The 20,429-nt window shown below is 58.2% G+C and carries 17 protein-coding genes and 1 pseudogene; 11 read left to right on the top strand and 7 right to left on the bottom strand.

Features of this window, described 5'->3' with window-relative positions:
* Positions 1-60 precede the first annotated feature (60 nt).
* The 3 genes from cysC to NF78_RS03200 all read right to left on the bottom strand — a co-directional run bounded on the left by cysC (position 61) and on the right by NF78_RS03200 (position 2,511).
* Positions 61-612, bottom strand: a complete 552-nt coding sequence (gene cysC / locus NF78_RS03210) for an adenylyl-sulfate kinase (RefSeq protein ID WP_035984850.1) — start codon at positions 610-612, stop codon at positions 61-63.
* A gap of 171 nt (positions 613-783) precedes the next feature.
* Positions 784-1,758: a YihY/virulence factor BrkB family protein gene (locus NF78_RS03205; protein ID WP_081972486.1), complete on the bottom strand. Its 975-nt coding sequence runs from the start codon at positions 1,756-1,758 to the stop codon at positions 784-786.
* A gap of 525 nt (positions 1,759-2,283) precedes the next feature.
* Positions 2,284-2,511, bottom strand: coding sequence for a hypothetical protein (locus NF78_RS03200; protein WP_035984849.1), 228 nt, complete (start codon positions 2,509-2,511; stop codon positions 2,284-2,286).
* Between the two features lie 188 nt (positions 2,512-2,699).
* Here NF78_RS03200 and NF78_RS30770 point away from each other — a divergent pair, with 188 nt between their 5' ends.
* Both NF78_RS30770 and NF78_RS03195 read left to right on the top strand, forming a co-directional pair.
* Entirely contained in the window at positions 2,700-2,996 is a 297-nt protein-coding gene (locus tag NF78_RS30770; RefSeq protein WP_156119627.1) for a hypothetical protein, read from the top strand.
* Between the two features lie 46 nt (positions 2,997-3,042).
* The gene (locus NF78_RS03195) at positions 3,043-3,744 is read left to right on the top strand and encodes a hypothetical protein (RefSeq protein WP_197064753.1); all 702 of its coding nucleotides are present in this window, start codon (positions 3,043-3,045) and stop codon (positions 3,742-3,744) included.
* A gap of 365 nt (positions 3,745-4,109) precedes the next feature.
* Here NF78_RS03195 and NF78_RS03190 read toward each other — a convergent pair whose 3' ends face one another.
* Positions 4,110-6,038 (bottom strand): ABC-F family ATP-binding cassette domain-containing protein, encoded by a 1,929-nt coding sequence (locus NF78_RS03190; protein ID WP_035988570.1) that lies wholly within the window; start codon positions 6,036-6,038, stop codon positions 4,110-4,112.
* A gap of 42 nt (positions 6,039-6,080) precedes the next feature.
* Here NF78_RS03190 and NF78_RS33360 point away from each other — a divergent pair, with 42 nt between their 5' ends.
* Both NF78_RS33360 and NF78_RS27975 read left to right on the top strand, forming a co-directional pair.
* Complete coding sequence (locus NF78_RS33360; RefSeq protein WP_081972485.1) at positions 6,081-6,392, top strand: DUF4258 domain-containing protein; 312 nt, start codon at positions 6,081-6,083, stop codon at positions 6,390-6,392.
* Entirely contained in the window at positions 6,389-6,706 is a 318-nt protein-coding gene (locus tag NF78_RS27975) for a DUF2283 domain-containing protein (protein WP_052049705.1), read from the top strand. The genes NF78_RS33360 and NF78_RS27975 overlap by 4 nt, the downstream gene beginning before the upstream one ends.
* 6 nt (positions 6,707-6,712) lie before the next feature.
* On the opposite strand, the gene NF78_RS03180 is transcribed toward NF78_RS27975, so the two are convergent.
* The 3 genes from NF78_RS03180 to NF78_RS03170 form a co-directional block, all read right to left on the bottom strand.
* Complete coding sequence (locus tag NF78_RS03180) at positions 6,713-7,384, bottom strand: methyltransferase family protein (RefSeq protein ID WP_035988567.1); 672 nt, start codon at positions 7,382-7,384, stop codon at positions 6,713-6,715.
* A 144-nt stretch (positions 7,385-7,528) separates the two neighbouring features.
* On the bottom strand, positions 7,529-8,614 hold the full coding sequence (locus NF78_RS03175; protein WP_035984847.1) for a response regulator: 1,086 nt from the start codon (positions 8,612-8,614) through the stop codon (positions 7,529-7,531).
* A gap of 388 nt (positions 8,615-9,002) precedes the next feature.
* Positions 9,003-12,137, bottom strand: a complete 3,135-nt coding sequence (locus NF78_RS03170; RefSeq protein WP_052049703.1) for an ATP-binding protein — start codon at positions 12,135-12,137, stop codon at positions 9,003-9,005.
* A gap of 866 nt (positions 12,138-13,003) precedes the next feature.
* Here NF78_RS03170 and pflB point away from each other — a divergent pair.
* The 7 genes and pseudogenes from pflB to NF78_RS03135 all read left to right on the top strand — a co-directional run.
* Positions 13,004-15,211 (top strand): annotated as a pseudogene (gene pflB, locus NF78_RS03165) (formate C-acetyltransferase); the annotation flags it as partial.
* Positions 15,212-15,399: 188 nt separating this feature from the next.
* Entirely contained in the window at positions 15,400-16,146 is a 747-nt protein-coding gene (gene pflA / locus NF78_RS03160) for a pyruvate formate-lyase-activating protein (RefSeq protein WP_035984845.1), read from the top strand.
* 32 nt (positions 16,147-16,178) lie between these two features.
* Positions 16,179-16,586 (top strand): OsmC family protein, encoded by a 408-nt coding sequence (locus NF78_RS03155; RefSeq protein ID WP_035984844.1) that lies wholly within the window; start codon positions 16,179-16,181, stop codon positions 16,584-16,586.
* A gap of 205 nt (positions 16,587-16,791) precedes the next feature.
* Positions 16,792-19,434 carry a bifunctional acetaldehyde-CoA/alcohol dehydrogenase gene (adhE, locus tag NF78_RS03150; protein ID WP_035984843.1) on the top strand — a complete coding sequence of 881 codons (2,643 nt, stop codon included), beginning with the start codon at positions 16,792-16,794 and terminating at the stop codon, positions 19,432-19,434.
* A gap of 98 nt (positions 19,435-19,532) precedes the next feature.
* Complete coding sequence (locus tag NF78_RS03145; protein WP_035984842.1) at positions 19,533-19,757, top strand: hypothetical protein; 225 nt, start codon at positions 19,533-19,535, stop codon at positions 19,755-19,757.
* 4 nt (positions 19,758-19,761) lie between these two features.
* Positions 19,762-19,974: a type II toxin-antitoxin system VapB family antitoxin gene (locus tag NF78_RS03140; protein WP_035984841.1), complete on the top strand. Its 213-nt coding sequence runs from the start codon at positions 19,762-19,764 to the stop codon at positions 19,972-19,974.
* Positions 19,961-20,359 (top strand): PIN domain nuclease, encoded by a 399-nt coding sequence (locus NF78_RS03135; RefSeq protein ID WP_035984840.1) that lies wholly within the window; start codon positions 19,961-19,963, stop codon positions 20,357-20,359. Before NF78_RS03140 ends, NF78_RS03135 begins: the two co-directional genes overlap by 14 nt.
* Positions 20,360-20,429: the final 70 nt, after the last annotated feature.

The raw sequence follows: 20,429 nt of genomic DNA, 5'->3' as shown, positions 1-20,429 counted from the left end.
TACCTGCATTCAGCGACGCCCACTGCTCTATATTAGATGCGCCCTCTTTAGATGCGCCCTCTAGGCTACCGCTGCCGCTGCCAGGTAACCCATTGCTTCGAGCTTGGCGATGACCTGGGCCACGCTATCCTCAACGCTTTGCTGGTCAGTGTGGCAGTGCACCTCCGGGTTGAGGGGAGGCTCGTAGGGGTCGTCAATGCCGGTGAACTGCTTGATTTCGCCAGCCCTGGCTTTTTTGTAGAGGCCTTTGACGTCGCGGTCTTCGCACACGGCCAGGGGGGCATCGACAAAGACTTCAACAAAATCGTCGATGCGATCGCGCACCTGATCCCGCGCCTCCCGATAGGGGGAAATCGCCGATACCAGCACCACCACGCCGTTGCGGGTCAGCAGGTGAGAGACAAAGCCAATCCGGCGAATGTTCTCATCCCGGTCCTCTTTACTAAAGCCCAGGCCTTTGGTCAGGTTGGTGCGCACGATGTCGCCGTCGAGCACCTCCAGCTGGCAGCCCCGCTGACGCAGTTCGGCCTCCAGAGCCCGAGCAATGGTCGATTTACCCGACCCGCTCAGCCCTGTAAACCAGATTGTTACCCCACGCTGCGCTGTAGCCATGCCATCAACTCCGTATCTGCTCTATAAATTAAACCACGGAGGGCGTGTCATCCATTCTGGTGACCACCCTTGTCCCCTCGGCGGGGCAACACCCATCCCCCACCAGGCCAGGGGCCGTAACCTCTGATTTTGGGGGTATCCATTGGTCAAATGACAACTGGACAACTGCCCCTACCGGCTCCCTACTTTGGCCGCCAGCTTTTTGTGACCCTTGCGGCTGCCAAACAGATGGGCGTAGACATAGGTCAGCTCGCCGCCCAGAAAGAAAATTTGGCTGGTGAGGTAAATCCACAGCATCAGCACCATCACCCCGCCCACCACGCCGTAGGAGCGAAACTGGCTGCCCAGGCTAATTACGCTATTGCTGATCAGCTGCTGCAAAATCAGCCACAGCACAGCGGTAAACAGCGCCCCCAGCCACACATCGCGCCAGCCCACGCGGGTGCTGGGCAGGGTTTTGTAGAGCACCATGACCACCAGGGTGAGCGTGACAAAGGAAACGCCCACCCGCAGCCACGACAGCAGCTGCACCTGGTCAATGCCGATCACCACTACCCACTGATGGACCCCTTCCAGAATTTTGGTAACGGTATCGATCGCAATATTGGAGATTAGCGACACAAAGATAAGGCTGGTGGCCCCCATCACCAGCAAAAACGCCAGAAACCGCCGCCACAAAAAGATAAACGCCACTTCCCCCACCCCGTCGAAGCGGTGGTGGCGAGGCTTGGTGTGCCAAATTTTGTCGAAAGAGCGGCTGAGCGCTCCAAAGAAGCCGCTGGAGGTAAACAGCAGAATGCCAAAGCCCACGATGCTGGCGCTGGTGCTGCCGGTGTGAAACTGAATCAGCGTCGTCTGCACAATGGGGAAGGCGTCAGGCGGTAGGGTCTCCTGGGCAAAGTTGAGCACGGCATTGTAGGCGACCGTGTTGGGGCCAATCAGGAAGCCAACCACGCTCAGCGATACCAGAATCATCGGAAACATGGAAAACAGGGCGTAGTAGGCCAGAGCAGCCCCCATTTCCAGGCAGTCATCCTGCTGCCATTTGATCAGGGTGCGGCCAATCAGCTTGGTCCATGCCGACTGCCCCACTCGATATTTGAAGAAATCGAGCATAGCCCCGTTGTTAATCCAGTGGTGTGCCATTGCCCATGCGCGTCGCCAATGCCCAAACCGCACCAATTGTTTCCTCATTCTATCGACCCTGTTTGCTCCCTAGTGTGCTTTGCCAGCAACCTACATTGGCATAAAACACAAAAAGTAGAGCACCAGAAGACAAAATTGGCTCGTACTGGGGCGATCGCCCCCTCTAGATTCAATATAGCGAGGGCCGTTGCGCTAGCGCTGGCACAACGGCCTAGCGCCTCCCCCACACTTACCCCTTGTCCCACTACCCTGCCGTTATCGGCAAACATTTAGGCCAGTTTTAGCCCCCGCTTTCCCCCGCTAGGCCGCAGGGCCCTCCGGTATGGAGAGAGCGGAGGTGCAGGTTCACGGCACGATGGGCTGACAAGGGGTACACCCAGGGCCAGTCCGTCGGCCTGAGGTTGCGCTGGGGCCGCATCAATCCGCGCACTCCGGCAGCAATACGTGGAGCGTCTCAACTCTCGTAGAGGGCTTCATCCTCCAACCGGATGCACCCCGCTCAGGCCCATCGGTGCGTTGGGAGCTTTAGTTGACGGAAACTCGGACGCTCACGTCTTCCCGCTTTGTAACCGGGGCGACGAACTGGGGCGCAATGGGCTGCATGGGGGCGAGGGTAACCTCAGTGGTGTCAGTGGTCTGGGCGACTTCAGCAGCGTCCATTTGGTCACAAATGGCCTTGGAGAGGGCGATCGCCGCGTAGGTGCCCCCCAGATAGAGGACAATATCAAAGGCCCCAAAATAGAGATGGAACAAGGCACCAACCCTCCCAACGGCTAACGTTACTGCCGATACTACCCCATCTACCAGCCGGGTCCAAGGAACGCAAGTTCTACTGCGGTTCAAAAGCCCTTCAGTCCTTCGACAATTCTGTGCTGGTGGGCTGGACCCACCCTACGGCCCTGTCAAACTATTTGCCTAGGCGGGAAACACTTCAGGTATTTATGCGTCATTATCGCGCTGCATTTGGCCTGGACAACTGGAGCAAAAAAGCTGATCGCGCCGCTCTGGGGGGCAAAACAAGGGAACTTTTCTATCTACCATACGGCGCGTTTTGCGCACGAGAAATCTACAACTATCAACCGATAGGCTACGTAAAATTCATCGTTAAGTTAAGTAAAAGCGGCAAAACCCGGACTGAATTGATTTTGATGGGCACTCCACCACTCTGGGGTGAGAAGAAATCAAATTTAGAACTGGGTTTCCTTGGAGGTATAAATTTGCCGCCAGCACTCAAGTGAGATGACCACGAAAGGAGACGTAATGAAACGCTTTATTTTAGGTTCTTTGTCTGCCACTTTGGCCCTGGCCGCTGGGACGGCTGTCCAGGCTCAAGAAACCTTCCAACCTGAGGCCAATGGCTCTCGAAACGGCATTGCCAGCCGGTTTGAATACCGCAGCAACAGCCTGACCCGAGGGATTCTTTCTCCCACCGACAGAGGGCCTAACAACCGCGCTGTTCCGCTTGCGGATATGGCTGAGTTCGATGCCTACGGTGCCGAAAACCGCGCCTCGGGCGAGCGCACTGCCCAGCCTCAAGATACCAGCCTGCCTGGGGTAGTAGCGCCCAACGACGCCGGCCCTGAGAACCGGGCTTTCCCCGATCAGGAACCCACTCAGCAGCAGCCTACCCAGCAGCAGCAGCGTCCCACCCAACAACAGGGTCAGGATACCAACCTGCCTGGGGTAGTGGCACCCAACGATGCCGGGCCTGAGAACCGGGCTTTCCCCGATCAGGAACCCACCCAGCAGCAGCCTACCCAGCAGCAGCCGATGATGAACCAGCCGGGCCAGGATACGACTCTGCCTGGGATAGTGGCTCCCAATGACCAAGGGCCTGGCAATCGCGTTGTCCCCGGTCAGGGTACTCAGCAACAGCCGATGCAGCAGCAGCCAATGATGAACCAGCCGGGTCAGGATACGACTCTGCCTGGGGTAGTAGCGCCCAATGACCAAGGCCCTGGCAACCGTGCCGTTCCCGGCCAATAGTTGACCTCTCTAATCTGGGGAGCGATCGCTACTCAACCCAACTGCCACGCTAAGATCAGGGTTCCCGTCGGCTGGGTAGCGTGGGGCAGAACGCAGCCATGCTGCTGGGTTTGCTCCTTCAGGGGAACTTCCCCAGACGGCAAAAGCGACGGCAATCTGCCGTCGCTTTTGCCGTTGTAGCGGCTGGGCAAGACTGTCGATACTGAAGCTGTCTTGGATAGCCCAGTCAGGTTGGGCAATCACCGCACAGGCGCTGGCTGGGCCTCGCCTGTGCTCCTAAGCAAGTCTCTCGTTTGGAATCGGGGTTATGGGATTCGGATTTGGCATAAACCTTGGGCAGCACCCCAACCGCCTGAAACCGTAAGCTACTCCATCCGTTCGGCGAGTTCCAGCCAGCGCTCGGTGGAGGTGTCGATGGTGGTGGTGAGTTCGCCCAGGCGCTCAGACAGCTTGGCGACCTCAGCGTAGTCGCTGGGCGGGTTGCCGTAGAGCTGTTTCTCCAGCGCTTCTTTTTCAGCTTCCAGGGCAGGAATTTGGGCCTCTAGCTGCTCGTATTCGCGCTTTTCTTTGTAGGAAAGCTTTTTGGGTTTGGCCTCAGCGGTTGCATCGGGCTTGGCTGCCGGCTGGGTTGATGCAGCAGAGGTTTTACTGGCAGCCAGCGGTTCGGTTTCTCTTTCGGCGGCTAAATCGGCTTTTTTGTAGTCTAAATACACCGAGTAGTTGCCGGGATACTGGCGCAGAATGCCGTCGCCCTCAAAGGCAAAGATGGTGTTGACGGTGCGATCGAGAAAGTAGCGATCGTGGGAGACCACAATCACGCAGCCGTTGAACTCCTCCAGGTACTCCTCCAGCACGCCCAGGGTCTGTACGTCGAGGTCGTTGGTGGGCTCGTCGAGAATCAGCAGGTTGGGGGCCGACAGCAGCACCCGCAGCAAAAACAGCCGCCGCCGCTCGCCGCCGGAGAGCTTTTCGAGCGGGGCGTACTGCTGGTTGGAGGTAAACAAAAACCGCTCCAGCATTTGCGAGGCGGTAATCACGCTGCCGTCTGCCGTAGTCACCAGTTCGGCGGTTTCCTTCAGGTACTCGATCACCCGCTGGCTGGGGTTGGCAAACAGGTCCTCGGAGTGCTGGTCGAAGTAGCCCACGTGGATGGTCGTGCCGATGTCGACGGTGCCGCTATCGGGCTCCAGCCGTCCGGTGATCACGTTCATCAGGGTCGATTTGCCGACGCCGTTGGGGCCGATGATGCCGATGCGATCGTCCGGGGCAAAGGCGTAGGTGAAGTCTTTGAACAAAACCCGGTCTTCGTAGCATTTGGAGACATCCTCCAGCTCGATCACCTTTTTGCCGATGCGGCGACCGGCAGTGGAAATGTCCACCCGGCCCAGGGTCTGCTTAAATTCCTTGGCCTGCATGTCGCCGATGCGATCGATGCGGGCCTTTTGCTTGGTGCTGCGGGCCTTAGGGCCGCGCTTCAGCCATTCCAACTCGCGGCGCAGCACCCCGGCGTGTTTCTTTTGCGAACTTGCCTCCGCGGCCTCGGCCAGGGCCTTTTTCTCCAGGTAGTAGGCGTAGTTGCCCGCGTAGCTGTAGAGGTCGCCGCGATCGATCTCCAGAATGCGGTTGGTCACCTGGTCCAGAAAATAGCGATCGTGGGTGATCAGCAGCAGTGCGCCGCGGAAACCTGCCAGGTAGCTCTGGAGCCACTCCACCGATTCGGCATCCAGGTGGTTGGTGGGCTCGTCCATCAGCAGGGCGTCGGGGTCGGCCAGCAGGGCAGCGGCGATCGCCACCCGCTTTCGGTATCCCCCCGACAGATCGCCCACTTTGGCGTCAAAGTCGTCAATGCCCAGCTTGCTGAGAATCACCTTGGCGTTGGTCTCCAGATCCCAGGCGTCAGCCGCAGCAATTTTCTCGGTTACTGCCGAGAGGCGAGCCATCAGCGCATCGGCATTGCCCGTGCCCTGGGCCAGGTGGTGGGAGAGGTCTTCGTACTCGCGAATCAGCGCCATCTGCTCGCCCGCATCGGCAAACACCTGCTCCAGTACGGTGCGATCGGCCTCAAAGTCGGGCTGCTGGGGCAGGTAGACCACCTTGGCCCCAGGGTTGACCCAAAACTCGCCGCCGTCGAAGGGCTCTAGCCCCGCAATCATCTTCAGCAGGGTCGATTTGCCGGAGCCGTTGGTGCCAATCAGCCCCACCTTGTCGCCCTCATCCAGGCTAAAGCTGGCATCGCGGAGAATTTCTTTGATGCCAAAGTCTTTGGTAGCGGAGCGCAGAGTAAACAGAGTCATGGGCAGCCGGGTCATGAACCCTTAGATCATAGACCCTAGGGTATGCTGGCGGGGAAGTCGGCAGTTGTGCATTCCCACCTAGCCCTAATGGCTAATGACAAAATCTCCTACAGCTTGAGCCACCATGCTCAGCTGAGACTAGCTGAGCGCAAAATTGAATGGGCTTGGGTTACTCTTACACTTGCAGAGCCAGCTCTGACTGAGCCCCACCCAGAAGACCCCACCTGCCAATGTGCTTATCGGGCAATACCAGAGGCCGACAGGCGGGTCTTGAAGGTTGTTTACAATAGGACTACCGATCCCTGGCATATAGTGACGATCCACTTCGACAGGCGAATGCGTGGCAGGCTATGAATATTGAATACGATCCCGACGTTGATGCTCTTTACCTCCGCTTAGCTGAGGGTGAAATTGTCGAGTCTGACTCAATAGCCCCCGATGTGATATACGACTATGATGCCGATGAGCGGGTGGTTGGAGTTGAGCTTTTGAGAGTAAGCGCTAATCTGCCAGAGCTAGCTATCAAGGCTTTCCCGTTTCGGAACCTGGAGCAGCAGGTGGAATTTATGCGCTTTTTAGAGGCGATCGCCGATGCCGACCTGCAGGCCAAGCTCGCTTTCGCCAGACAAATTTTGCAAAACCAGCAGGCTTTGCTGCAAAGCGCCTAAGGTCGATTAATCTTCCAACTGCGGTTGCGCAGTGGAAGATACCTGAGCACCAGCGCCAACGCCTCCGAACAACCGTGGCAACAGCAGCCCCGATCGCGCCCTGTAGTCGGCAAACTCTGGATAGCGCGAGAGCGACTCGTCCTTTTTGCGCATGTTGGGCACAAATACCAGGGCTGCCACCAACCCCACAATGGCAAAGGGCAGCCAGTGCATCGCCAGCAGGGCAAAGGAGAGATAGATCAAAATCTCGCCCAGGTAGTTGGTATTGCGGCAGCGGGCAAAGAACCCTTCGGTAATCAGCCCCGGCTGGTACTTGAGGGTGAAGTACTTCTGGGCATCGCTGGCATAGTGCAGAAAAACCCCCAGAATGTTGAGGGCGATCGCTCCGGCCACCAGCGGCAGCGGCGGCTCTACCCCCCGACTGATCAGCAAAAAGGGTGCTACCCAGTACAGGCCAATAAACCCAAAGGTAAAAACAGCGGCTCCCAGGGCGATGGGCTGCTCCCACTGCTTATCGGGGTACAGCCGATCTTTCAGCAGCCACAGTAGGCCGTAGGTGCTGTGGAGCGCCAGGTAGACCCACGGCCCCAGACCAAAATTCTGGTAGGCCACCATCAAAGCCGCGACGTAGATGGCGGTAGTGCCCTTGTGGAGGTTGATAACGTGCTTGACTCGCATGGCCATGTCCTAGGGAGCACTCACTATCGTAGCGGCGAAGTCAAGCCGTGGCTAGAATCGAAAACCCAGGGTGGAGGCACGCTATCCTGACTATGCCGTCGTGCTAGAGACGGCAATAGCGGATCAGGCCCTGCGAGGCTTAGTTCAGTTGGGCAGGGCAACTCGCACGATGGTCTGCTTGCCAGGAATACTCTCAATCAGCACTTCCCCCCCTTGTAGTTCGACCAGTCGCTGAGCGATAGTGAGGCCGAGACCGGTGCCCGTCGTCTCTGCTTCGGGTTCAAACTGAAGGTAAGCCCCCAGGTGCGCAATCTGGTCTGGGGTCATCCCCTGGCCATAGTCAATAATGTAAAACGTCGTGACTCCATCGCTGTGGGAACCAAACACCTTGACTGGGGTACCTGCGGCAGAAAACTTAAAGGCATTGTCGATCAGCTCCTCGCAGACCTTGCGCAGCTGTACTTCAGACATGGGGGCCGAGATCGGTTCCAGGGAGATCTCCAGGTCATCGTCGCGCAGGTAGTCGGCGGCGACGAGTTGGGCCATCTCGGTAATCACCTGATCGGCACTGTCGGTGTGCTGCCGCTGAAAGGTATCGGCCGCCCTTGAACTGGCGCTGAGCCGCTCTAGTTTGGCAAACAGCATGACGTTCTGGGTTAGGCGGGTGGTGCGCTGGGCGTTGCGGTGAATAGCCTTGGCCAGGGTAACCACTTCCTCCGTTGCCATGGAGTCGGCCTGCTCGATCAGCGTCGTTGCCAGGCTGAGAATCTCCCGCATGGGAGCACCTAGCTCCCGGGGCAGGGATGTACTGATGCTGCTTCGCAGGGCATTGAGCCGCTGCTGAGTTTCTTCTTTGACCGCCCCCTGGGCCTCCAGGCGAGTGCGGATCATTCGCAGCAGGTCGTCGTGGGTGAAGGGCTTGGTGAGGTAGTCGTCAGCACCCAGGTCCATGCCGCTGCGAAAGTCGTTGCGCTCAGCCTTGGCCGTCAGAAACACAAAGGGCAGGGTGGCCAGGTCAGGATTTTGGCGCACCTGCTGTAGCACGCCAAAGCCATCGAGCACCGGCATCATCACATCGCAAATCACCATATCAGGCTGGAATTCGTAAATTTGGCGGAGCCCCTCTTCCCCGTTGGTGGCGCTGTCGACAATAAAGTCTTCGGCATTGAGAATATCGATGATGCTGTCGCGCACCCCAGTTTCATCTTCGATCACCAAAATTTTAGCCATCAGTCACTCCACTTCATTAGGGATACTTAAGGGATATTTGCTAGGGGCAAGACAATGTAAACGTAGCGCCTACGCTCACCTCGTTAACACCGGAAAATTGCCTATCGTGGGTCAGGCAATCGGCCCTTTGCCAAGCAAGGTTTTCAGCCGGAGCGTTTTGCCCCCCGCGGCGGCAGGGGTACCGAGCGGGCGGTGGCGGGGTGGGGCATTGAGACGTCAGACTGTTTGGGTGAGACGGGGTCCTGGGTCCAGGGCGTGAAGCGGGTTGGCAACAGCTCGCCCGGCCAGCGCCAGACAGCGGGGGGGTAGTCTTTAAAAGAGTACCCAGGCCGTTGGGGGAGTCGATAAATTGACGCCAAAGTTAGCGGTCTGAAAGCCCCAGGGCGATCTATCCCCAGGGCAAGACCGTCTCGGTGTCATCCGGCCCTGCATCCGGGCGATGGGAGTCATTCCAGGGCATCAGCGGCAGGACAACCGTGAAGGTGGTGCCCTTGCCCACCTCGCTAGTAAACGAAATTTGCCCGTGGTGAGCTTCGGCGGCCCGCTTGGCAATCACCAACCCCAGGCCCGTGCCCGAGATATTGCCCACGTTTTTGGCCCGATGAAAGGCACTGAACAATTGGTCATGGTCGGTAGCGGGAATGCCAATGCCGCGATCGCGCACCTGCATCACAATCTGCTCACCCCCACAGGTCAGGGTAAACGAAACGGGCGTCAGTTCAGGGGAGTATTTGATCGCGTTGGAGAGCAAATTGAGCAAAATATGCCGCAGCAGCTTCTCATCGGCCAGCACCTGAAACAGTTCCCCAACGGCGACAAACTCGATGGGGCTGGCGCTGGCGGTTTGGGCTAGTTGCACTTCCTCCACCAGGTCGCGGCAAACCTGTTGCACATCAATGGGGGCCAGGGTGCAATCTAGCTTATCCGAGTCGGCTTTGCCCACCGTGAGCACATCGTTGAGCAGGCCAATCACGTGGTGCACTGAGGTTTGAATGCGCTGAAGCACCGACTGCTGCTTTTCGGGAGTGAACTTGTGGCTGTAGCGCTCCAGGGTTTCGGCCGAGGCCAGAATAGTGGTCAGGGGGGTGCGGAACTCGTGGGACGCCATTGAGATAAAGCGAGTTTTGAGATCGTTGAGTTCTTTTTCGCGGGTTAGTGCCTTACGAATGTCGACCTCAATTTGCTTGCGCTCGGTAATGTCGCGGGTGATCCCCCGATAGCCCATAAATTCCCCCTCGGGCGTGAAAATGGGGGAACCGCTAATTTCTAGAATGACGGCCTCACCGCTGGGGCGCAGGCAGGTGGCTTCAATCTGGGTGAAGGGCTGGCGTTGCCCCATCAGGAGGTCCAGAATGGTGTTAAACCGCACCGCTTCATCGGCGGCCATAAAGTCGGTAAAGCGATGGCCCAGAATATCATCGGCTGGGCAGTCCAGGATTTCGGTGGCGCGGGGGTTGATGTAGCTAAAGTAAAACCGTTGGTCGATTTCCCACACCCAGTCGTTGGTTTGTTCGACCAGGCTACGAAATTTGACTTCGCTCGCTTTCAGCGCCGCTTTGGCCTGCTCGCGATCGCTAATATCCAGCCCGACAAATACCGCCGCGCTGCCCTGATCGTACTTTTGGGCCACCAGGAGCCAGTGACTGGTCGCGCCGTGGATAGAAACCTGCATCTCCCGGCTGGTCAGGTTTTCACAACCCGCCAGAAACTCCCGTGCAAAGGAGCAGAAGGGTGACATGGCATTTAAAAATCCCAGCGGCTGACCAATGAAGTCAGCGGGGCTGAGGTTGAAGTAGGCGGCCAAACGGTGGTTACAGCCCAGGTACAGGCCCTCCCCACTGACCCAGGACACCATGGCCGGTACGGCATTCAGCACCGCCTGGAGCTGCTGATTCAGCTGGGCCAGGTTTTTTTCGGTCTTGCGGCGCTGGTCCACCTCCTGACGCAGCTGTTCGGCCACCTGCCGCAGGGAAACCGTCCGCTCCTCCACCCGCTGTTCGAGCTGGTCGTTGAGCTGTTGCAGGTGGACTTCGTACTGTTTGCGGGCCTCTAGATCCTCCTGCAGCTGTCGGTACAACTCCGATTGGTGAATGGCAATGGCCACCGATCGCGCCAGTTGCTCAACCAGACGTACTTCCCAATCGCGCCAGCGGCGAGCTGCGCCACACTGGTTGATGACCAGCAGGCCCCAGAGCTTGTGGTGGCAGACGATGGGAACCACCAGGTTAGCCCTGATCTGGAGGGCTGTGAGCATCGCACTGTGGCACGGCTTGAACCCCGCCTGCTGAACGTTTTCTACCACTTGAACATGCCCAGCCTTGTAGACCTCAGCCCAGAGCGTTTCAAAGCAGGTGTCTTCAATGGTCCGCCCCAGCAGCGACTGCCACGGGGGCACCACCGCTTCTACAACTATGGTGCCGCGAGAGGTCGTTTCGAACCGATAGACCAGCGCGCGATCGGCCTGGAGGAGCTGCCGCACCTCCCTCACTGTGGTGGCGAGAATTTCTTGGGCATCCAGGGATTCATGGATGCGCTGGGTGAGCGTGGTCAGCAGGCGATCGCACTTGGCTTGCTCCTCAAGCTGTTCGGTGCGACCCTGCACCAAGCGCTCCAGCTCTGAGCTGTGGCTTTTCCACAGCTCAACCTGCTCGTTATCCGACTGTTTTAAGGTTTGCCAGAGGTGGCTAAACGAGGCCTGCCAGCCTCGCAGATCGGGACCGTAGAGCAGGTCGGTCTGGCGCACAATCCCCAACGGCTGCTCTGCCTCGCCCACTACAATCAGGCAGGGCAAACAGCGCTGGCTCATCTCCTGGTAGGCCAGCCAGAGCGAGTCGTCGGGGCGCAGGCGAAACGCTACATCGCGCATCATTGCCTGCACTGGCAGGTGCGCTAGATCCAGCTGACGAGCCTTAAACCGCAGCACATCTTGCCGCAGCACCTGCCCCAGCAGGGTGCCGTCTTGGGGTTCAACCACCGTGACACAGCTGAGCTGATAGTCCACCAACAGGCTGGCAACGGCAAGGGCTGAATCGGTTGGGTGGACGGTGACGAGATCGGTGGTCATGCGGGACTGCGCCCGCTGCAGTTTGAGCACGTGGGGCGGCAGCAGCACCTGCTGCAGGGAGGTCGTCGTAATCAGACGTACCGGCTGCCCATCGCCGTCAACCACGGGCAGATGATCAATTTGCCGCTGGCGCATCAGATCCACAACCTCAAGGGGTTTGAGGGTGTCATCTATTGATATCACCGTCGACACGTCGGGCGTCGTCTCACCGACGGGGGTAGTCAGATCCAAACCGCTGATCATCAGCCGAACCGCGTCGCGGTCTGTGGCCACCCCCACCAACCGCTGCTCGTCTACGACCAAAACGCAGCGGTGGCCTGGAATTGAGCTGTCTCCCAGATTAGCTATCACCTCCACCAGGGAGGTGGTTGGGGGGACTGTTACTGGTGCTGTGCCTAAAAGCCAAAGCGCCCCTGACCTATGGCTGGGGTCAAAATCTGCGGTTTGAACTTGGGCCATAGCTGTTGACCGCCGAGAGTGAAGAGCGCTGACAGAGGGAGAGAATGCAAACCCGCTGTGTCTATAAGTTGAGGCGACAGGGGTTGAGGCGACAGGGCCGGGGAGCCTGACGTTTGACCTACTAGCAACATACCCATTTCCAAGGCGAAAGACACTTGCGATCGCCCAGACTCAGCCTAATCCCCTAAAAAATCACCGCCGTCACACGCCCGCTCAGAAACTTCTCCCCTGACCCACTGCCGTCGCCTCTAGTTGGAAGCGCAGGCCGGCCCTGAGGCCCAGTCAGCTCTAAACCCTGGCTCCAGCCGTTATTGTTACAAAGTAATTAAAACCTGAGAATTAAATCTTTAAAGGAGAGGTTTTGACTCAGGAATTGCCCATAAGTTTAAGTTTTTCCCACAAAACTCTAGCGCCAAAAAATAGTCTACTAAGATCAGGGGTGAAGCGTTCAATAACATCTCACATCAGGCCGATTGGCATTGTTTCGGCACAGAGGCCAGATACAAAAGAAACTAAAACGTTGCTAAAACCAGGTCCAAATCGTCGGCCAAAACCGTTAATAGATTGACCTCAATAGGATAGCCTCAATGGCTGCTGCTCCTTAAATTACAAGCATAGACGCCCATCAGAGCTACGTTCAGGGGTTCTCCACAGGCCAACTTTTTCAGCCTAGGGCTGTACTCTCCATTCTTTGCGCTTGTTGGCCCTATATCGCTTAAACCATTGAGAGTTTCAATGGCTCGACAGAATTAAATTTTCAACCAGGAGGAAGAATAATGGTTGTCAGAAATTTATCCATACCGCAAAAAAGTAGCGCTGATAACGTTACTGATTCTAATTATGTAAGCTCAGGTACTAACAGCGATTTTGGGCCAGGCGCTTGGCAATCTGCGATCGATGTGCGTGATTTTATTCAGCGCCACTACACCCCCTACCGCGGGGATGGCACCTTCCTCGCCGCCGCCACCGATCGCACCACGGCCCTCTGGAACAAGGTCAAAGACCTGATGGCGATCGAGCGCGAAAAGGGCGTGATCGATGCCGATACCGCTGTGCCCTCGGGCATCACCAGCCACGCCCCCGGCTACATTGACGCCGACCTGGAGCAGATCGTCGGTTTGCAGACTGACCAGCCCCTGAAGCGGGCCATCATGCCCTTTGGCGGCATTCGCGTGGTGGAGGGAGCGCTGAACGCCTACGGCTACGAGCTAGATGCTGGGACTAAAGAAACCTTCACTCGCTACCGCAAGACCCACAACGACGGCGTGTTCGACGTCTACACCGCCGAGATGCGCCGCTGCCGCAAGTCGGGCATCATCACCGGCTTGCCCGATGCCTACGGGCGGGGGCGAATCATCGGTGACTACCGGCGGGTGGCGCTGTACGGCTGCGATCGCCTGATCGCCGACAAGCAGGCCCAAAAGACCAGCCTGGAGCTAGACACCCTGGATGAGGCCACCATTCGCCTGCGGGAAGAAATCTCTGAGCAGATCAAAGCCCTGCAAGAGCTGAAGGAACTGGGCACCGCCTACGGCCTCGACCTGGCCCGCCCCGCCGCCACCGCCCAGGAAGCGGTGCAGTGGCTCTACATGGGCTACCTGGGGGCGGTCAAAGAGCAGAACGGGGCGGCCATGTCCTTGGGCCGGGTGTCCACCTTCCTCGACATCTACTTCGAGCGGGATCTGGCGGCTGGGCGGCTCACCGAGGCCGAGGCCCAGGAGATTATCGACCACTTTGTGATGAAGCTGCGCCTGGTGCGGTTCCTGCGCACCCCCGACTACAACCAGTTGTTCAGCGGCGACCCCACCTGGGTGACCGAGTGCATCGGCGGCGTGGGCGTAGACGGTCGGCCCCTGGTGACCAAGACCAGCTTTAGGATGCTGCACACCCTGATCAACCTCGGCCCCGCCCCCGAGCCCAACCTGACGGTGCTGTGGTCCGAGCGGCTACCCGAGGCCTTCAAGCGCTACTGCGCCGAAGTGTCGATCCAGACCAGCTCCATCCAGTACGAAAACGACGACCTGATGCGGCCCTACTGGGGCGACGACTACGGCATCGCCTGCTGCGTCTCCGCCATGCGCATCGGCAAGCAGATGCAGTTCTTTGGGGCCCGGGTGAACATGGCTAAGTGCCTGCTCTACGCCATCAACGGCGGCAAAGACGAGCACTCCGGCGACCAGATCGCCCCGGCCTACGCCCCGATTACCGCCGACGTGCTCGACTACGCCGAGGTGTGGCCCCGCTTTGTGCAGATGATGGCCTGGCTAGCGAAGACCTACGCCAACACCATGAACGTCATCCACTACATGCACGATAAGTACTGCTACGAGCGGCTGGAGATGGCCCTCCACGATCGCGACGTGCTGCGTACTATGGCCTACGGTATGGCGGGCCTGTCGGTGGTGGCCGATAGCCTCTCGGCGATCCAGCACGCTCGGGTGCGGGTGGTGCGCGATGAGCGGGGCCTGGCGGTGGACTACATCGTCGATGGCGACTTCCCGAAATACGGCAACAACGACGACCGGGTAGACAGCATTGCGGTCCAACTCGTCCAGACCTTCATGGCCGAGCTGCGCAAGCACTCCACCTACCGCAACGCCGTGCCGACCCAGTCCATCCTCACCATCACCTCCAACGTGGTCTATGGCAAGAAGACCGGCAATACTCCCGACGGTCGTCGTGACGGCGAGCCCTTTGCCCCCGGGGCCAACCCCATGCACGGGCGCGACAGCAATGGGGCCGTGGCCTCCCTGGCCTCGGTGGCCAAGCTGCCCTACGCCGACGCCCAGGACGGGATCTCGAACACGTTTTCGATTGTGCCGGGGGCGCTGGGCCGGACGGAGGGCGATCGCATCAGCAACCTGGCCGCCCTGCTCGACGGCTACGTGCGCGACGGCGGCTTCCACCTCAACGTCAACGTGTTTAACCGCGAGACGCTGCTCGATGCCATGGACCACCCGGAGTTGTACCCGCAGCTCACCATTCGGGTCTCGGGCTACGCGGTGAACTTCATCAAACTCACCCGAGAACAGCAGCTCGATGTGATCAACCGCACCTTCCACGAACGCTGCTAACCCCCTAGCCCCTCTCAGCCCTCGCCGAGAGGGGCTTACTACTGGGGGCCAGAAACCGGGTTTCTCTCTCATCTCTACCCTATTCACCGTACGGGCACCCAAAAAAATCGGTTTCTCCCTCACATCTCCCACCCATCCACCGTACGGGCGCACAGCAGTGCGCCCCTACCCATCCACCCATCCACCCCATGTCCCCCTCTGTCCCCACCCGCACCCAAACGGGTCGCATCCACTCCCTCGAAACCTGCGGCACCGTCGATGGTCCCGGCATTCGCTTCGTGGTCTTCACCCAGGGCTGCCCTCTACGCTGCCTCTACTGCCACAACCCCGACTGCCAGGAGATCCACGGCGGCACGGTGATGACGGTGGACGAGATCATGGCGCAGATTGACCACACTAAAACCTACCTGCGCAAAGGCGGTGTCACCGTCAGCGGCGGTGAGCCGTTGATGCAGCCCGAATTTGTCGCCGCAATTTTTCGTCGTTGCCACGAGATGGGGCTCCACACGGCCCTGGATACCTCGGGCTACGTCCACATCGAAGCGGCGGAACCCGTATTGGACAATACCGATTTAGTTTTATTAGATATCAAATCTTACAATGCGGATTTGTTCCATAAAGTGACTAGTGTTTCTATCGAACCGACGCTGAACTTCGCCCGTTATTTAGCAGAGATTAATAAGCCCACCTGGATACGGTTTGTGTTAGTTCCTGGCCTCACTGATCCTGAAGAAAATGTGGTGGGTTTAGCCAAATTTGTGGGCACCCTAGATAATGTGGAAAGGGTAGAAGTACTGCCCTTTCACAAAATGGGAGAATACAAATGGCAGCAACTTGGACTTCCCTACACGCTGGGCAACACACAGCCACCGACACCCGCACTGGTTGAGCACGTCATTCAGATATTTCGAAGTCAGGGCTTAACCGCTGTTTAAGATTTTTCCTCTGCTCCCCTCAGGAGGCTTCTATGGACGTTCACGTAACTTACCAAGACGGTGTCAAGTTTCAAGCCAGTTGCCGAGGGCACACCATCCTGAGCGATCAACCCTTAAATAACTACGGTCAAGATCAGGGAATGACTCCCCCAGAGTGGTTTCTGGCCTCCCTGGGAGCCTGTGTTGGATTTTACGCAGTGAAATATCTTGAAGCTCGCCATCTAGCCACCAGTGGACTGGATATTGCTGTCACCGCCGACAAGACTACCGATCCCCTGCGCATCGACCATATCCACATTCAAGTTAAGACTTCGGTTCCTCTGGAGTCGCGCCATCAAAAAGGACTAGAACGAGCCGTGGATGCTTGCATTATTCACAATACCCTCACCCACCCGCCAACGATGACAACGGAGATTCTCATGCCTGCGATCGCGGGGTGAGTTGTGATGTAAATGATTGTCTGTAATAGGAAGTCTCGCGATCGTGCATTGCAGCTTTGGCAAAAGCTTTCGGTGGTTTCACTATGATGGGTCAACTGTATAAGCGAAGCCGCGCTTTAGCGCTATGCACCCTAACGTAGGATTTGTTTGAATTTTGCTTTTTGAATTTTGAAGTTCCATCGACCGCCCATCCCAGGAGGACATAATGTCCGTAACCAATCTGACCGAACTCGAAACCCTGATTCAACAGGTCAAAGCTGCCCAGGCGCAGTACGCCACCTTCACCCAAGAACAGGTCGATCGCATCTTTCGTGCCGCCGCTATGGCCGCCAACAACGAGCGCATTCCCCTGGCCAAAATGGCCGTGGCCGAAACCGGTATGGGCGTAGTTGAAGACAAGGTAATCAAAAATCACTTTGCTTCTGAATACATCTACAACAAGTACAAGCAGGAAAAGACCTGCGGCACCCTCGAAAAAGACGAGGGCTTTGGCATTGAAAAAATTGCTGAACCGGTGGGGATTCTGGCGGGTGTCGTGCCCACCACCAACCCCACCTCCACGGCTATCTTCAAGGCGTTGATCGCCCTCAAAACCCGCAACGCCATCATTTTTTCCCCCCACCCTAGGGCCAAGCAGTGCAGCATCGCCGCTGCCAAAATTGTGCGCGATGCCGCCGAAGCCGCCGGGGCCCCCGCCGGGCTGATCGGCTGGATTGACGAACCCACCGTGGACCTCTCCCAGTCGCTGATGCAGCACCCCGACATCAAGCTGATTTTGGCCACGGGCGGCCCTGGCATGGTGAAGGCGGCCTACTCCTCCGGCAACCCCTCCCTGGGGGTGGGGGCGGGCAACACCCCGGCGGTGATCGACGCCAGCGCCGACCTGCCCATGGCGGTCAGCTCGATTCTGCTCAGCAAAACCTTCGACAACGGCATGATCTGCGCCTCCGAGCAGTCGGTGGTGGTGGTGGATAGCATCTACGAGCAGGCCAAGGCCGAGTTTGAAACTCGCGGGGCTTACGTGATGAGCCCTGAGGAAACTGCTGCGGTGCGGCAGATCATCCTCAAGGACGGTCGGCTGAATGCGGGCATTGTGGGGCAGTCGGTGGAGGCGATCGCTGCCCTGGCGGGCATCACCGTCCCTGTGGGGGCCAAGGTGCTGATGGGCGAAGTGGAAGCCGTGGGCACCGACGAACCCTTCTCCTACGAGAAGCTGTGCCCGATCCTGGGCTTCTACCGGGCCAAGGATTTCGCGGCGGCGGTGGAGACGGCGGCGGCGCTGATTCGCTTTGGCGGCATGGGCCACACCTCGGTGCTCTACACCGACCCCGCCAACCGCGACGACATCGCCTACTTTGAGAACGCCCTGCAAACGGCCCGGGTGCTGATCAACACGCCCTCGTCCCAGGGGGCGATCGGTGACCTGTACAACTTCAAGCTTGACCCCTCGCTGACCCTGGGCTGCGGCACCTGGGGCGGCAACTCGGTGTCTGAGAACGTCGGCCCCCACCACCTGCTGAACATCAAGACCGTCACCCAGCGGCGGGAAAACATGCTGTGGTTCCGGGTGCCGCCCAAGATCTACTTCAAGTCGGGCTGTCTGCCGGTGGCCCTACGGGAACTGGCGGGCAAGCAGCGGGCCTTTTTGATTACCGACAAACCGCTGTTTGACCTGGGCATGCTGCAGCCCATCACCCAGGTGCTCGACGAGGTGGGGGTGGCCTGGGATGTGTTCCACGATGTGGAGCCCGACCCCACCCTGAGCAATGTCAATCAAGGTCTTGCCCAGCTGCGCAAGTTTGAGCCCGACGTGCTGATCGCCGTGGGCGGCGGCTCGCCCATGGATGCGGCCAAGGTAATGTGGCTGATGTACGAGCAGCCCCAGATCGAGTTTGAGGGGCTGGCGATGCGGTTTATGGACATCCGCAAGCGAGTGTACGAGCTGCCCGCCCTGGGCCAGAAGGCGCAGCTGATCTGCGTGCCCACCACCTCGGGCACCGGCTCGGAGGTGACCCCCTTTGCGGTGGTGACCGACGATCGCGTCGGCATCAAGTACCCCCTGGCGGACTATGCGCTAACGCCCAATGTGGCGATCGTGGACCCAGCCCTGACCCTGCACATGCCCCGCAGCCTGACGGCCTTTGGCGGCATCGACGCGCTCACCCACGCCCTGGAGTCCTACGTATCGATTATGGCCAGCGACTTTACCGACGGGCTGGCGCTGCAAGCGATCAAGCTGCTGATGGAGTACCTGCCTCGGGCCTACAAAAACGGTGCGGCAGACCCCGAGGCGCGGGAAAAAGTGCACTACGCCGCCACGATCGCGGGTATGGCCTTTGCCAATGCCTTCCTGGGGGTGTGCCACTCGCTGGCCCACAAGCTGGGGTCTACCTTCCACGTGCCCCACGGTCTGGCCAACGCGCTGATGATCAGCCACGTGATCCGCTACAACGCCACCGATGCGCCCTTCAAGCAGGCGATCTTCCCGCAGTACCGCTACCCCAATGCCAAGCACCGCTACGCCCAGATTGCCGATCACCTGGGCCTGGGCGGCACCACCGACGACGAGAAGGTGATGCGGCTGGTGGATGCGATCGAGGAGCTGAAGCGCCAGGTGGAAATCCCGCTGACCATTCGCGAAACCCTGAATGCGCCGGAGCAGGATTTCTACGACCACCTGGAGCTGATGTCGGAGCAGGCCTTCGATGACCAGTGCACTGGGGCCAACCCCCGCTACCCGCTGATCCGCGATATGAAGGAGCTGTACACCCTGGCCTACGGCGGCTGCCGGGTGGATGCCAGCCTGTACCACCAGCCGGACATGGCCCCTGAGTTGACCCTAGTGTAACCCTCACCCCAACCCCTCTCCCCAGGGAGAGGGGAGCCGTAGGGGGAAAAGAACTGATAATAGGCAAAGTATGTATTGAATGGTTTAGCGAGGTAGGGATGACTGAGTTGCTGGAGAAAGCGATCGCACAAGTTAAAAATCTACCTGCTGAGGAACAGGATGCGATCGCAGCCATAATTTTGGCAGAACTTGAGGATGAACAGGTATGGAAAGCTCAATTTGAGTCTACAACGGACGATCAATGGGATCGCATGGCTAAGATGGCCCGACAGAAAATTACAGCCGGTGAACTCAAGTCATTGAATGATGTTTCCAATAGGTAAGTCGATGCAAATTACCCTCGATCTTGACGATAATTTGATCAACGAAGCTCTGAGACTAACCAACCTGAGCACCCAAGAAGAGTTGCTGAATCTGGCCTTGCAAGAGCTGGTCAAGTCGCGGCAGAAGAAAAATTTGCTTGAACTGGCGGGGAAGATTCAGTTTTCGCCAGACTTTGACCACAAAGCTCTGCGTGAAATGGGCCATGCTGCTGATTGACACATCGGTTTGGGTGAATGTCTTGCGCGATCGCAGTGGCCAGCTTCGCCACCAGCTTGAAGAACTGATAGCAGAACGCCGAATTTTACTGACTCGATTCACTCAGCTTGAGCTGCTTCAGGGCAGTCTTAACGAGCAAGAATGGACCACCCTTTCAACATACCTGGAATCGCAAGATTACCTTGAGCTAAAGCCTTCTTCTTGGCAAGAAGCCGCCCGAATTTATTACGATCTGCGTCGCCAGGGACTTACCGTCCGCAGTCCAATTGACTGCTGCATTGCCCAGGCGGCCCTAGAAAACAACTTGCTCCTGATTCACTGCGATCGCGACTTTCAAACCATTGCGCAAGTTCGTTCTCTTCAGCATTTGCGCTTTCAGCCTTGAACGCACAGAATACAGACTCCTACTTCCCCTACAAGTGGGATCCAAAAAACAAATCACCAATCCGAAATTG

It is taken from the genome of Leptolyngbya sp. KIOST-1, assembly GCF_000763385.1.
Lineage (GTDB): Bacteria > Cyanobacteriota > Cyanobacteriia > Phormidesmidales > Phormidesmidaceae > Nodosilinea.
The sequence above is the reverse complement of the archived record's forward strand: the minus strand, read 5'-3'. Positions and strand labels throughout refer to the sequence as shown.

Coding starts and splice junctions, on each gene's coding strand:
- NF78_RS03155 (WP_035984844.1), top strand. CDS start 16,179: ATGGACGTTCACGTAACTTACCAAGACGGTGTCAAGTTTCAAGCCAGT.
- NF78_RS03140 (WP_035984841.1), top strand. CDS start 19,762: ATGCAAATTACCCTCGATCTTGACGATAATTTGATCAACGAAGCTCTG.
- NF78_RS03145 (WP_035984842.1), top strand. CDS start 19,533: ATGACTGAGTTGCTGGAGAAAGCGATCGCACAAGTTAAAAATCTACCT.
- cysC (WP_035984850.1), bottom strand. CDS start 612: ATGGCTACAGCGCAGCGTGGGGTAACAATCTGGTTTACAGGGCTGAGC.
- NF78_RS03170 (WP_052049703.1), bottom strand. CDS start 12,137: ATGGCCCAAGTTCAAACCGCAGATTTTGACCCCAGCCATAGGTCAGGG.
- NF78_RS03180 (WP_035988567.1), bottom strand. CDS start 7,384: ATGCGAGTCAAGCACGTTATCAACCTCCACAAGGGCACTACCGCCATC.
- NF78_RS03175 (WP_035984847.1), bottom strand. CDS start 8,614: ATGGCTAAAATTTTGGTGATCGAAGATGAAACTGGGGTGCGCGACAGC.
- NF78_RS03190 (WP_035988570.1), bottom strand. CDS start 6,038: ATGACTCTGTTTACTCTGCGCTCCGCTACCAAAGACTTTGGCATCAAA.
- NF78_RS33360 (WP_081972485.1), top strand. CDS start 6,081: ATGCTGGCGGGGAAGTCGGCAGTTGTGCATTCCCACCTAGCCCTAATG.
- adhE (WP_035984843.1), top strand. CDS start 16,792: ATGTCCGTAACCAATCTGACCGAACTCGAAACCCTGATTCAACAGGTC.
- pflA (WP_035984845.1), top strand. CDS start 15,400: ATGTCCCCCTCTGTCCCCACCCGCACCCAAACGGGTCGCATCCACTCC.
- NF78_RS03205 (WP_081972486.1), bottom strand. CDS start 1,758: ATGGCACACCACTGGATTAACAACGGGGCTATGCTCGATTTCTTCAAA.
- NF78_RS30770 (WP_156119627.1), top strand. CDS start 2,700: ATGCGTCATTATCGCGCTGCATTTGGCCTGGACAACTGGAGCAAAAAA.
- NF78_RS03135 (WP_035984840.1), top strand. CDS start 19,961: ATGCTGCTGATTGACACATCGGTTTGGGTGAATGTCTTGCGCGATCGC.
- NF78_RS27975 (WP_052049705.1), top strand. CDS start 6,389: ATGAATATTGAATACGATCCCGACGTTGATGCTCTTTACCTCCGCTTA.